This window comes from Aminobacter niigataensis (genome assembly GCF_946995915.1).
Taxonomy (GTDB): domain Bacteria; phylum Pseudomonadota; class Alphaproteobacteria; order Rhizobiales; family Rhizobiaceae; genus Aminobacter; species Aminobacter niigataensis.
On the sequence record NZ_OX341517.1, the window covers coordinates 3,487,673 to 3,500,069 of the forward strand.

The window sequence follows — 12,397 nt, forward strand, 5'->3', positions numbered from 1 at the left end:
GGCCGGACACCTAGTCCGGCCGTATCCTTTTGCGGGCGGCTTCTCGACGGCTGTGCCTAATGGCGCAGCCGAGCCTAGGCAAACAACCGTGCCGGCTCGTAGGTTGTCGCACCACCCGTCATATCGGCTGTAACTGCCCGGTTTCGGCCGGCGCGTTTGGCGGCATAGAGCGCCGCGTCGGCGGCGGTCAGCATCTCATCGAGCGTCATTGCGCCATCGTCCCCGAAACAGATGCCGACGCTGACGGTGCTGCGCAGTGGCCCGAGCCTGGTGACGACGATCTCGGCGCCAAAGGAACCTCCGATAGACCGCAATATGCCGTGCGCCTCATCAGGGGCGACGCCTGACATGATGACGGCAAACTCCTCACCGCCCAGCCGAAAACATTCGACGCCGTCCTGGGCATGATTCCTGACAACGTCGGCGAAGCGTTGCAGAACCGTATCGCCCGCAGCGTGACCGAAGACGTCGTTGGTGCGCTTGAAATGGTCGAGGTCGAACATGGCCAGCGCCGTCGTCGATCCGAACCGCGTGTCGCCATGGAACATTGTCAACGCCCTGCGATTCAACAAGCCGGTCAGAGGGTCGGTCAGCGTCTGGACGGTCAATTCTCGCTGGGTGCGCAGGTGATGCAGCGAAATGGTCAGCGCCCCCAGTGCCGTCATGCAGGCGACGACGACGGCGGTGTTGAGGTCTTCGGCCCAATTCTTGGGGACGGTCCCCAGAGACCACTGCCCGTCCAGAACCAGCACCAACGCACAGAGCGTGAAGGAGACGGCGGCGCTGCCAGCGAGCAGGGTGACCGCAGCCAGGATACGCCGGTCATATTCCCCGGCAGCCCAAAACATCACTGTGACTACGATCAGCAGAGCTGTGACGGTGGAATAGGCGAGGACGAAACCCAAGCCGTCGTAGCCGGAGGCGGTCACGGCCGTGATCAACACCACCGCCGCGAGCACGGGCGCCGCGGCGATCCTGTGCCAACCCTTATCAAGGTACTGAGCCGTCGAGCACAGGATGACGAAGAAGCCGCCCACCAGCAGTGTCAGGGTCAGTTGGCCAAGCCACGGCGAGGCGTTGCGGCCATATTGCCAAAAGCCGATGACATGGACGACAAGAAGTAGTATTCCGGCCGCCATCGTAAAGACGAAACGCGCTTGGCGCGCCGTCAGCCAGATGGCGAGCAGCGTCCCGCTCAGACAGGCGCCGGACAAAGCCGTCGCGAGCAAAAGGGAACCGAAGTCAAGCACGAGGCCCCCGCCTTGTTGATTGTCCGATTGATTGGGAAGCACTTATGGACTTAGCGGTCGCCCAGCAACCGCCTAAGGCCAGATCGTCGCCACTCATCAACCGGCGATTTCGGTTTGCGTTTACGAATAGTTGCACGGTTCCGTCGCGTTTGACAACATGACGCACGAACATAACCGGAACTTCTATTGCGCTGACGGCAAAACTGGCACACTTGGCAAACTGATTCGCAGCATCGGAAAACTGTATTGAGCATGGACGATAGCAACGATCTTTTCGGCAGCCTCGACAAGCAGCCGCCCCGCCCCGTGTCGCGTCCGGCGGACCCGCTGGTGCAGGCGGCAGCGGTGGCAAAGCGCCCGGTCCCGGCCGCCAAGGATGGCAGCGAGGGCTATAGTGCAGCCGATATCGAAGTGCTCGAAGGCCTTGAGCCCGTGCGCCGCCGCCCCGGCATGTATATCGGCGGCACCGACGAGAAGGCGCTGCACCATCTCTTTGCCGAAGTCATCGACAACTCGATGGACGAGGCGGTGGCCGGCCATGCCACCTTCATCGAAGTGGAGCTCGACGCAGAGGGTTTTCTGACCGTCACCGACAACGGCCGCGGCATCCCTGTCGATCCGCATCCCAAGTTCAAGAACAAGTCGGCGCTCGAAGTCATCATGACGACGCTGCATGCCGGCGGCAAGTTCGACTCGAAGGTCTATGAAACCTCCGGCGGCCTGCATGGCGTGGGCGTTTCGGTGGTCAACGCGTTGTCGGACCTGCTCGAAGTCGAGGTGGCGCGCGGCCGCCAGCTCTATCGCCAGCGCTTTTCGCGCGGCGTGCCGCAAGGCGGCCTCGAAAGCCTCGGCGACGTCCACAATCGGCGCGGCACCAAGGTGCGTTTCCATCCCGACCCCGACATCTTCGGCAAGGGCGCCCATTTCCTGCCGGCCCGCATCTACAAGATGGCGCGGTCGAAGGCCTACCTGTTCGGCGGCGTCGAGATCCGCTGGAGTTGCGACCCGGCACTGCTGAAGGAGAAGGACGAGACCCCGGCCAAGGCGGTCTTCCACTTCCCCGGCGGGCTCGGCGACTATCTCAAGGCCTCGCTCGGCGACGAGATGCAGGTGACCCGCGAAATCTTCTCTGGCAAGAGCGACAAGCAGAGCGGTCACGGCTCGATCGAATGGGCCGTCACCTGGTTCGGCGGCGACGGCTTCATCAATTCCTACTGCAACACCATCCCGACAGGCGATGGCGGCACCCACGAGATGGGCTTCCGCAACGTACTGACGCGCGGCCTGCGCGCCTATGCCGACCTCGTCGGCAACAAGCGTGCTGCGATCGTCACCAGCGAAGACGTGATGATCTCGGCTGCGGGCATGCTGTCGGTGTTCATCCGCGAGCCCGAATTCGTCGGCCAGACCAAGGACAAGCTGGCAACGGTCGAAGCCATGCGCATCGTCGAGACGGCGATCCGCGATCCGTTCGACCACTGGCTCGCCGACAACCCGCAGGAAGCCTCCAAGCTGCTCGACTGGGTCATTGCGCGCGCCGACGAGCGCGTGCGCCGGCGCCAGGAAAAGGAAGTGTCGCGCAAGAGCGCGGTGCGCAAGCTGCGCCTGCCAGGCAAGCTGGCCGACTGCACGCAGAATGCCGCCGCAGGGGCCGAATTGTTCATCGTCGAGGGCGACTCGGCAGGTGGCTCGGCCAAGCAGGCGCGCGACCGGAAGATGCAGGCGATCCTGCCGCTGCGCGGCAAGATCCTCAACGTCGCCAGCGCGGGCAACGACAAGCTGGCGTCGAACCAGCTGATCGGCGACCTGATCCAGGCACTGGGCTGCGGTACGCGATCCAAGTATCGCGAAGAAGACCTGCGCTACGACCGCGTCATCATCATGACCGACGCCGACGTCGACGGTGCCCACATCGCTTCGCTGCTGATCACCTTCTTCTACCAGGAGATGCCGCAGCTCGTCCGCGGCGGCCACCTCTACATGGCAGTGCCGCCGCTCTACTCGATCCGCCAGGGCGGCAAGGTGGCCTATGCCCGCGACGACGCCCACAAGGAAGAGCTGATGCGTACCGAGTTCAGCGGACGCGGCAAGGTCGAGATCGGCCGCTTCAAGGGCCTTGGCGAGATGATGGCAAGCCAGCTCAAGGAAACGACGATGGACCCCAGGAAGCGCACGCTGCTGCGCATCGAGGTCCTCGACGACGCCGACGAGACCAAGAGCGCGGTCGACGCGTTGATGGGCACCAAGCCGGAGTTGCGCTTCCGCTTCATCCAGGACCGCGCTGAATTCGCCGCGGCGGACGCGCTCGACATCTGAGGCTAACGGCGGATCAGGCCGCCGCGATTGCCAATGCGTGGCCGCGGGCGTTCTCGCGCAGGGCCTCGAGATGGATCGACTTGACCAATCCGGCCAATTCGCCTTCGGCTGCTTGGCCGCCCAGTTCCCTTAGCATCAGCCAGCTGACTTCCTGTGCTCCGGCGACGCGGCGCCCATTGGCGACCTCGCGCCAAATCTTCAGCGCCCGCAGGATGATTGCATGTGTCGCATCGGCAAGGCCGGCCGAGCGGAACAAGGCCGTCAGCGCCACATCCTGCCCGGCAGACAACAGCGCCCTCACCCGTGGTTCGTCTCGGCCGGTCAACACGACCAGGGCTGCCCCAAAGAAGTCGACCTTGCCGTGGGCGAGGATGCGGATGATGAAACTGGCTGTCAGGTCGCCGCGCAGTCGCAGATGCTCGACAAGTGCCGCATGCTCTTGGGCACGCGTGCCTTCGATCAGCGTCATCGAGGCTTTCACGCAGGCGTCGCGCGTCACGCGTTCGGCGCGCGCGGCACCCATCAGGGCCAAGACGAAGGGCGATGCCTTCAGGGCTTCGCCGAGCTTGACAAGAAGCAGGTGCCGGCAATCCGAAGGCAGCCGCTGATCGGCCACCAACGCCTCGCGCACACGCGCATCGCCACCAAAGCGCTCGGCAATGCGACGGAAGCTCAGCGAGGCGATATCGGCGCCATAATTCTGCAGCAGCGTGACGCAAGCCTCAGCCTCGCCCACCTCAGCAATGGCCGCCGAGAGCGACATGGAGACAGCAGGCCGGTCGGCGATGAGTTTCTGGATGGCGCACGAGCCTGAGGCGACCCGGTCGATGAGGTCGGAATCGGTCAAAAGCGGCGAGCGCGCCAGAACCAGCGCTGCGACGTCAGGCTGATCGGATGCGAGGGCTGCGATGATCTGCAGCGGCGCGTGTGCGCTCATCGACAGCGCCTCTGCCAGCGACTGGCGCACCTTCGACGAGGGATCGTCGAGTAACAGCGTCAGCGCCGCCTCTGCGGCGCATCGGTCCTCGAACGGCAGTTCGCGATTGACGTAGGCATTGGCCAGGGCGGCTGCCGCGGCTGCGCGCTCGGCCACCTTCGCGGTGTCGATCCATCTCAGGAAATGCGAGACCACCATTCGCTTTTCTTCGCCCCCGGCAAGCCATGCCAAACCCCTGAAACCATCCTAGGAACAAAAGGTTTACGAACGGTTCACCATATCCGTTAACCCGCTTGCCGCCCGCCGTGGCAGCGCCTATCAAAACGGGGCAACAGGAGAAAATGCGGATGGCCGGTCTTTTTCTTGAGGAGTTCGTAGTCGGCCAGGTGATCCGGCATCAACTCACCAAGACCGTCACCGAGAGCGACAACATGATGTTCTCGACGATGACGCTGAACCCACAGCCGCTTCACATCGACTTCGACTTTGCCGCCAAGAGCGAATGGGGCAAGCCGCTGGTCAATTCGCTCTTCACGCTCGGCCTGATGATCGGCATTTCGGTGCACGACACCACGCTGGGCACCACCATCGGCAATCTCGGCATGACCGAAACCACCTTCCCGCACCCTGTCTTCCACGGCGATACCATTCGCGTTGAAACCGAAGTGCTTTCGGTGCGCGAATCGAAGTCGAAAACCGACCGTGGCATCGTCGAATTCCTGCATTGCGCCTATAATCAGCACGGCGCACTGGTCGCCAAATGCCAGCGCCAGGCAATGATGAAAAAGAAGGCCGCCTGATGCGTTCGTTGCTGTTTGTTCCCGGAGATTCGGAAAAGAAGCTCGAACGCGGGTTCTTGTCCGGCGCCGACGTCGTCATCGTCGACCTCGAAGATTCGGTGGCACCCGACAACAAGGGCCATGCGCGCGGCGTCGCCGCCGATTTCATCGCGAGCAGAAGGCGCACGACGCGGTCCTCAATCTATGTCCGCGTCAACGACCTTTCGACCGGAATGACCGACGACGACCTGCGCGCGATCGTACCCATCGCACCGGATGGCATCATGCTGCCAAAGTCGAATTCCGGGGCCGACGTCCAGCATCTTTCGACCAAGCTCAGGGTGCACGAGGCCGAAAACGGTTTGCCGGACGGCGCGATCCGCATCATCCCGATCATCACCGAAACCGCTGCCGGCACCCTCGCAACGGCAAGCTATGCGGGTGCCAGCGCGCGCGTGGCCGGCCTGACCTGGGGCGCGGAAGACCTCTCGGCGGCGATCGGCGCGCGCGCCACGCGCGACGGCCAAGGCCGCTACACCGATGTGTTCAGACTCGCACGTGCCTTGACCGTTCTCGCCGCCTCGGCGGCCGAGGTCGCCGCCGTCGACACGGTGTTCGTCAATTTCCGCGACCACGAGGGCCTTCGCACTGAGTGCCTGGAGGCCGAACGTGACGGTTTCACCGCCAAGATGGCCATTCATCCTGACCAGGTGGCGATCATCAACGATGCGTTCACGCCCGCGAAGGAAGCCGTCGAACATGCGCAAGCGGTGGTCGCTGCGTTCAGGGAGGCCGGTAATCCGGGCGTCGTCGGCATTGGCGGGCAGATGTACGACCGGCCGCACCTGCGCCGGGCCGAGCGCCTGCTGGCGCGCGCCGAGGCCGCTGCCGGAGCCTAGTCTTCTTCCCAGCGCGGCCGGCGCATCGAGAAGACTTCGCTGATGCTGGAATAGTCCATGTAGCCGAGGCGCGAGACATTGCCGGCCTTGACGACGTCGTACAGCCCGTCGGTCAGGAATGCCTCGTTGATATGCACGCCAACGACTTCGCCGACGACGACGAAAATGTCGGTCTGTTTTCCATCCAGCCCCTTCGGGCGAAAGATTTCCGTGACCTTGCATTCGAGCGCTGCGGGTGCTTCGGCGACACGCGGCGGCGCCACCAGCCGCGAGGGTGCTGCCGTCAGCCCGGCATAGCCGAACTCGCTCGTGCCCCTGGGGGCATTGACCGAGGTTCGGTTCATCTTCTCGGCGAGTTCGCGCCCGACGACATTGGCAACGAACTCGCGGGTCTCGCCGGCGAAGGTGGAGCTGTCCTTCGGCCCCTCGGAGGAAAACCAGACCAGCGGCGGCTTGCCCGTCAGGGCATTGAAGAACGAATAGGGCGCAAGGTTCAGCGCGCCATCCTTGCCGATGGTCGAGATCCAGCCGATCGGCCTGGGCGAGACGAGCGCCTTGAACGGATCGTGCGGCAGGCCGTGCCCCTGCGACGGTTCGTAGAACATCGCGCCTAGCCCTCCCAGGGGCCAGTATAGTCGCTATGGAGCTTCGCCACATCAGGACGTGGCCGCTCGGGTGCAGAGCCGTCATAGCTACCGATGTGGATGAAGCCGACGACCCGCTCATGCGGTGCCAGGCCCAGCAGCGCGCGCCCTTCCTCGACATCGGAATACCAGTTGGTGATCATGTTGGTGCCATAGCCGAGCGCGTTGGCGGCGGTCATCAGGTTCATCGCCGCCATGCCGCCCGACAGGAACATCTCCCACTGCGGGATCTTCGGGTTCTCCTTGGGGCTCGACACAACGCCGATCACCAGCGGCGCGCGCGAAAAGCGGGCGAGCTCCTGGTTGCGCCGCCCCTCGGGCAGCGGCCCTTCGCGGCGCTCTGCCAGTTCAGCCAGCTTCTTGCCGATTTCGATGCGCGCATCACCACGATAGAGGATGAAGCGCCAAGGCTCGAGACGGCCGTGGTCGGGCACGCGCGTCGCTGCCCGCAGCATCGTCTCGATCTCGCTATCGGAAGGCGCCGGCGCGCGCAGTTCCGGGATCGGTGCGGAATTGCGGGTCAGCAAAAAGTCGATGATCGGCGATGGCACGGCGCTGGCGCTCCTTGGGTTTTGGGCTGAAGCGCCGACCGGAATGGCAGCTGCTTTGGCGGCGGGGCTCATTGGTCGGAATCCATGGCGCCCGAATAGCCTTGAAATTGCCACCGCCTTGCGCTTCAAACAAGGGATGTCGAGGGGATGCTTCCGCTTTTTCGCACCGATTCTGGGTGCCGCACTGTTCGCGATGCCGTCTTCGGTCGCGTTTGCCCAGGATGGCGCCTCGGCAATCGAAGGCCTGAGCCTTCCTGGCATCTCAAGCTTTGCCGCGCCGCGCGACGACGAATCCCTGGCAACCAGTGCGCTCGGCGAGATCACCCTGACCGCCCAGCTCACCGACAAGGGCGGCGACATCGGCCGCGGGCTGGTCTGGCGCGTGTTCCGTCCCGAGGCGGGCCCCGATGGCAAGCTGCCGCTGGTGGCATCCGCCCAAGGCGGCACCAGCATGTTCCAGTTGCCTCCCGGCAGCTATCTCGTCCATGCCTCCTACGGTCGCGCAGGCGCCACCAAACGCATCACCGTCGGCAAGGAAGGCAAGCGCGAAAGCCTGGTGCTCGATGCGGGCGGCCTCAAGCTTGACGCGGTGCTTTCGGGCGGCGTGCGCATTCCGCCGGCCAAGCTCAAATTCTCGATCTATGAGGCAGACGAAGGCAGCGATGGCGAGCGTGCGCTGATCATCCCCGATGTCGAACCCAATTCGGTGGTGCGGCTCAATTCAGGCACCTACCATGTCGTCTCGACCTATGGCGCCGTCAATGCAGTGATCCGCTCGGACATCCGCGTCGAGGCCGGCAAGCTGACCGAGGCGACGGTCGAACACCGTGCCGCCGACCTGACCTTCAAGCTGGTGCGCGAGGCCGGCGGAGAAGCCATCGCCGATACGTCTTGGTCGGTTCTGACAGAGTCCGGCGACCCGTTGCGCGAAGCGGTCGGCGCCTTTGCCTCGATGGTCCTGTCGGAAGGCGACTACACCATCATCGCCAAGAACCGCGACCGCATCTACCAGCGCGATTTCACCGTCGTTGCCGGCCGCAACCAGGACGTTGAGGTTGTCGCTTCCGAGGCTGCGGCAATCGACCCCAACGAAGGCGCCGACTGACCAGGCGCGGGTTGCTCCGTCCGAGCTTTTTGAATCCAGGCAGATGAAAAAAGTGGCGACATCTCTGCCGCCCCTTTTTCGTGTCTGGTTGGCCGCTCAGCCCTGCGCGGCGCGGCGGCGATCTGGTGTCGTCGCTTCTTCACGCAGCGAGGCAATGGCCTCGTCGAGGCCCATCGACTGCTGGTCGCGCGAGCCGAGGCGACGGACGTTGACGCTTGCCTCTTCCGCCTCGCGCTTGCCGCAGACGAGGATGACCGGAACCTTGGCCAGCGAGTGCTCGCGGACCTTGTAGTTGATCTTCTCGTTGCGCAGGTCGGCTTCGGCCGACAGGCCGGCGGCCTTGAGCTTGGCCACCACCTCTCGGGCATAGTCGTCGGCATCCGAGGTGATCGTCGCCACCACCACCTGCTGCGGCGCAAACCACAGCGGGAAATGGCCCGAATAATTCTCGATCAGGATGCCGAGGAAGCGCTCCATCGAGCCGCAGATGGCGCGGTGGATCATCACCGGCTGCTTCTTCTCGGAGTCCGAGCCGATGTAGAAGGCGCCGAAACGCTCAGGCAGATTGAAGTCGACCTGGGTCGTTCCGCACTGCCATTCGCGGCCGATGGCATCACGCAGGACGTATTCGAACTTGGGGCCGTAGAAGGCGCCCTCGCCCGGATTGATCGACGTCTTGATGCGATTGCCCGACTGCGCCTCGATGGTCTTGAGCACGTTGCCCATGATCTCTTCGGCATGGTCCCACGCCTCGTCCGAGCCGACGCGCTTGTCCGGCCTGGTCGACAGCTTCACCGAGATCTCGTCGAAGCCGAAATCGGCATAGGTCGTCAGGATCAGGTCATTGATGCGCAGGCACTCGGAGGCGAGCTGTTCCTCGGTGCAGAAGATGTGCGCGTCGTCCTGTGTGAAGCCGCGCACGCGCATCAGGCCATGCAGCGCGCCCGACGGCTCGTAGCGATGGACATTGCCGAATTCGGCAAGCTTTACCGGGAGATCGCGATACGACTTCAAGCCATGCTTGAAGATCTGCACGTGGCCGGGGCAGTTCATCGGCTTGAGCGCGAAGACGCGGTCGTCGTCGGTGTCGTCGCCGGCAACGGTAACCTTGAACATCGCGTCGCGATACCAGCCCCAGTGGCCCGACGTCTCCCACAGGCTCTTATCAAGCACCTGCGGGGCGTTGACCTCCTGATAGCCCTGCGTATCAAGGCGGCGGCGCATGTAGCTGACGAGGTTCTGGAACATCTTCCAGCCCTTGGCGTGCCAGAACACGACGCCCGGTCCCTCTTCCTGGAAATGGAACAGGTCCATCTCGCGGCCGAGGCGACGGTGGTCGCGCTTCTCGGCCTCTTCCAGCATATGGAGGTACTGGTCGAGTTGCACCTGGTCGGCCCAGGCGGTGCCGTAGATGCGTGTCAGCATCGGGTTGTTGCTGTCGCCGCGCCAATAGGCACCGGCCACCTTCATCAGCTTGAAGGCGCTGCCGATCTGGCCGGTCGAAGCCATGTGCGGTCCCCGGCACAGGTCGAACCACTCACCTTGCGCATAGATGTTGAGGTTCTGGTCCTCGGGGATCGCATCAATCAGCTCGAGCTTGTAGGCCTCGCCCTTGTCGCGGAACACCTGCTTGGCCTTGTCGCGCGACCAGACCTGCTTGGTGAACGGCTTGTTGCGGCCGATAATCTCGCGCATCTTCTTTTCGATCGCCGGAAAATCTTCGGGCGTGAAAGGCTCGTTGCGGGCGAAATCGTAATAGAAGCCGTTGTCGATCACCGGGCCGATGGTCACCTGGGTCCCTGGCCACAATTCCTGCACCGCTTCGGCCAGCACGTGGGCAGCGTCGTGGCGGATCAGTTCCAGCGCGCGCGGATCGTCACGGGTAACGATCTCGACCTTGCCGGACTTGCCAAGCGGATCGGACAGATCGCGCACGGTGCCGTCGATGGCATAGGCCACCGCTTTCTTGGCCAGCGACTTCGAGATCGACTCGGCCAGACCAGCACCGGTCAGCGCCGCGTCATATTCGCGGACGGAACCATCGGGAAATGTCAGGGAAACGGAATTCGACAAAGCTCTTCTCCTATCCAGTCCCGCAAACGAGCGCGGGTGGGCAATAAACCGGATGCGTCCGGCAGCGAGCGATCTTTTAGGGGGAGAATGCGCTGCCGTAAAGCCGGGCGGCGTGCCCGCCGCCGCCCCGCCAACGGCGGCGGAGCCCGCTACTTGGCCGACTTCATCAGGTCAGGAAGGCTTGCCAGGAAGATGTCGCGTCCCTTGGGGCCGAGAAACACCGGACTCTTGCCGTCATTAACCAGCAGCCGGGCGAACACGATGCGGCGCTCGCCCTTGTCGGCCCAGCCGACAAACCAGCCGAAGGGCTTGTTGCGGTCAATCTTGCCCGACTTTCCGGTCAGCCAGCCGGTGCCAGTCTTGCCCTTGACCTGCCATTCGCCGGCCTGGAATGGCGGCAACACCGCCGCCGTGAGATCGGCCGCTCGCGCGGAGACCGGCAGGCTGCGGTCAAGCATGCGACCGATGAAGCCGACCTGCTCGTCCGGCGAGATCTTCAGCGAGGAACTCAGCCAGCTGCGGGTAAGCCCGTCCTCCTTGCCGGGATTGCCCGATAGGTCGCCGTTGCCATAGGCAAAGCCACCGACATAGCCGGCAAATCGTTTGCCGCCGAGCTTGCGCGTGATCTCCTGGGAGAACCACAGCACGGAGTCCTTCTCCCAGATCGTCGGGTCGACCGGCTTGTGGTCGCGCTTCACCGCGTTGAACTCAGGCTTGTAGTCCCAGCGCGGCGAATGCTCGTCGGCGAGAATGCCCGAATCATAGCCCATCAGGGCCAACGGCACCTTGAAAGTGGATGCCGGGCTCACCCGGCGATCGCAGGCGCCGTCGCGACGCAGCTTCGCGCCGCTGCCGGCATCGACGATGAGCGTGCATTCAAGAAATGGTTTGAGGGCCGTCGTTTCGGCCGCCGAAGACGCCGGCACCAGAGGCAGCGAGACAAGAAGCGCAGTGCTTGCGCCGATGGCATAGTGACGAATTGAAGCGAACACGTGTGACACCTCTGTCGTTGGCCGCCGACACCTAGGGTGAGCGCTTGGTTCGAATATGACTTAACCTGGGATTGTTTCCGATAGGCTGACCAAACGGTAAATCACGCAGCCAACCGATTAACGGTTCCGGCAGCCGACAGAATGTCAGGCATCGGTCGCCTTGCTGCCGATCTTCCAGTAGCGCCAGGGTGTGAACCAGCGATAGCGCGACGCCAGCTGTTCCGGCACACGATCGATCCCATGAGTGCCCCACGGCCCGCAGCGCGACACCCTGAAAAGGCCCATCCAGCCGCCGGCCCACAGGCCATGGCGGGCAATCGCCTCGTGTGCGTATTCCGAGCAGGTCGGCATGTGCCGGCACGCATTGCCGATAAAGCCCGAAAGCGTCAGCTGATAGAGCCGAACGAGCGACGTGCCGAGCACACGACCCGGCGTCTTGCGCCAGGGGCCGGGCCAATTGCGGCCCCGCGCCGCCGGTTCGCCATGGCTATGGTCGTGTCCGCGGCTCATCGCCAGCATCGCTCTGAACTGTTCATCCGCCATAGATGTCAATTCCGACATGCAGACGCAATGTCCGGCGCATAGGACGGCGCAGTTGCGGCGCCGTGTCACGCAAGCCAGCTGAGTTTCGCCGGTCGGTGGGGGCACCGATGCTGCGGGGCCTCAAGCTGTTGCCGCCCGGCGCCGCAGCGTCCTGCGAAGCGAGGCGAATGGTCGGCCTGGAAAGTCGCGATGCGGAACATCTCCGCATAGGCGTTGAAGAGCATCGGCATGGTCTTGCCTCCTTGATGGGGAGGATTTGACCGCCTCTGGTCGTTTCCTTCAAACGAGTATAACGTCCACCATGGATA

General features: G+C 63.7%; 12 protein-coding genes. 4 read left to right on the forward strand and 8 right to left on the reverse strand.

Annotated elements, in window-relative coordinates:
• Positions 1 to 74 precede the first annotated feature (74 nt).
• A complete protein-coding gene (locus O1Y97_RS17000) occupies positions 75 to 1,250 on the reverse strand; it encodes a GGDEF domain-containing protein (protein WP_318761771.1) in 1,176 nt (391 codons plus the stop codon).
• A gap of 252 nt (positions 1,251 to 1,502) precedes the next feature.
• Here O1Y97_RS17000 and parE point away from each other — a divergent pair, with 252 nt between their 5' ends.
• Positions 1,503 to 3,566 carry a DNA topoisomerase IV subunit B gene (parE, locus tag O1Y97_RS17005; RefSeq protein WP_183261348.1) on the forward strand — a complete coding sequence of 688 codons (2,064 nt, stop codon included), beginning with the start codon at positions 1,503 to 1,505 and terminating at the stop codon, positions 3,564 to 3,566.
• Between the two features lie 13 nt (positions 3,567 to 3,579).
• Here parE and O1Y97_RS17010 read toward each other — a convergent pair whose 3' ends face one another.
• Positions 3,580 to 4,701, reverse strand: coding sequence for a DUF2336 domain-containing protein (locus O1Y97_RS17010; protein ID WP_318761772.1), 1,122 nt, complete (start codon positions 4,699 to 4,701; stop codon positions 3,580 to 3,582).
• Between the two features lie 149 nt (positions 4,702 to 4,850).
• On the opposite strand from O1Y97_RS17010, the gene O1Y97_RS17015 reads away from it, so the two are divergent.
• Positions 4,851 to 5,303: a MaoC family dehydratase gene (locus O1Y97_RS17015; protein ID WP_108608256.1), complete on the forward strand. Its 453-nt coding sequence runs from the start codon at positions 4,851 to 4,853 to the stop codon at positions 5,301 to 5,303.
• Positions 5,303 to 6,181, forward strand: coding sequence for an HpcH/HpaI aldolase/citrate lyase family protein (locus O1Y97_RS17020; RefSeq protein ID WP_318761773.1), 879 nt, complete (start codon positions 5,303 to 5,305; stop codon positions 6,179 to 6,181). The genes O1Y97_RS17015 and O1Y97_RS17020 overlap by 1 nt, the downstream gene beginning before the upstream one ends.
• Here O1Y97_RS17020 and O1Y97_RS17025 read toward each other — a convergent pair.
• Positions 6,178 to 6,786: a flavin reductase family protein gene (locus O1Y97_RS17025; RefSeq protein WP_318761774.1), complete on the reverse strand. Its 609-nt coding sequence runs from the start codon at positions 6,784 to 6,786 to the stop codon at positions 6,178 to 6,180. The genes O1Y97_RS17020 and O1Y97_RS17025 overlap by 4 nt on opposite strands.
• A 5-nt stretch (positions 6,787 to 6,791) precedes the next feature.
• On the reverse strand, positions 6,792 to 7,376 hold the full coding sequence (locus tag O1Y97_RS17030) for a nitroreductase family protein (RefSeq protein WP_318764230.1): 585 nt from the start codon (positions 7,374 to 7,376) through the stop codon (positions 6,792 to 6,794).
• Between the two features lie 136 nt (positions 7,377 to 7,512).
• Here O1Y97_RS17030 and O1Y97_RS17035 point away from each other — a divergent pair, with 136 nt between their 5' ends.
• Positions 7,513 to 8,481: a hypothetical protein gene (locus O1Y97_RS17035; RefSeq protein ID WP_318761775.1), complete on the forward strand. Its 969-nt coding sequence runs from the start codon at positions 7,513 to 7,515 to the stop codon at positions 8,479 to 8,481.
• Between the two features lie 96 nt (positions 8,482 to 8,577).
• On the opposite strand, the gene thrS is transcribed toward O1Y97_RS17035, so the two are convergent.
• The 4 genes from thrS to O1Y97_RS17055 form a co-directional block, all read right to left on the reverse strand.
• Complete coding sequence (thrS, locus tag O1Y97_RS17040; protein ID WP_318761776.1) at positions 8,578 to 10,554, reverse strand: threonine--tRNA ligase; 1,977 nt, start codon at positions 10,552 to 10,554, stop codon at positions 8,578 to 8,580.
• Between the two features lie 149 nt (positions 10,555 to 10,703).
• Positions 10,704 to 11,489 carry a class D beta-lactamase gene (gene blaOXA, locus O1Y97_RS17045; protein ID WP_318764231.1) on the reverse strand — a complete coding sequence of 262 codons (786 nt, stop codon included), beginning with the start codon at positions 11,487 to 11,489 and terminating at the stop codon, positions 10,704 to 10,706.
• Positions 11,490 to 11,690: 201 nt separating this feature from the next.
• Positions 11,691 to 12,056 (reverse strand): membrane protein insertion efficiency factor YidD, encoded by a 366-nt coding sequence (yidD, locus tag O1Y97_RS17050; protein WP_318764232.1) that lies wholly within the window; start codon positions 12,054 to 12,056, stop codon positions 11,691 to 11,693.
• Between the two features lie 98 nt (positions 12,057 to 12,154).
• Entirely contained in the window at positions 12,155 to 12,319 is a 165-nt protein-coding gene (locus tag O1Y97_RS17055) for a hypothetical protein (protein ID WP_318761777.1), read from the reverse strand.
• Positions 12,320 to 12,397 lie beyond the last annotated feature (78 nt).

What these genes read in the sequence shown, in the direction of transcription:
- O1Y97_RS17025 (WP_318761774.1), bottom strand. Translation starts at nt 6,786, where the DNA reads ATGTTCTACGAACCGTCGCAGGGGCACGGCCTGCCGCACGATCCGTTC.
- O1Y97_RS17015 (WP_108608256.1), top strand. Translation starts at nt 4,851, where the DNA reads ATGGCCGGTCTTTTTCTTGAGGAGTTCGTAGTCGGCCAGGTGATCCGG.
- O1Y97_RS17055 (WP_318761777.1), bottom strand. Translation starts at nt 12,319, where the DNA reads ATGCCGATGCTCTTCAACGCCTATGCGGAGATGTTCCGCATCGCGACT.
- O1Y97_RS17010 (WP_318761772.1), bottom strand. Translation starts at nt 4,701, where the DNA reads ATGGTGGTCTCGCATTTCCTGAGATGGATCGACACCGCGAAGGTGGCC.
- O1Y97_RS17020 (WP_318761773.1), top strand. Translation starts at nt 5,303, where the DNA reads ATGCGTTCGTTGCTGTTTGTTCCCGGAGATTCGGAAAAGAAGCTCGAA.
- O1Y97_RS17035 (WP_318761775.1), top strand. Translation starts at nt 7,513, where the DNA reads ATGTCGAGGGGATGCTTCCGCTTTTTCGCACCGATTCTGGGTGCCGCA.
- parE (WP_183261348.1), top strand. Translation starts at nt 1,503, where the DNA reads ATGGACGATAGCAACGATCTTTTCGGCAGCCTCGACAAGCAGCCGCCC.
- yidD (WP_318764232.1), bottom strand. Translation starts at nt 12,056, where the DNA reads ATGAGCCGCGGACACGACCATAGCCATGGCGAACCGGCGGCGCGGGGC.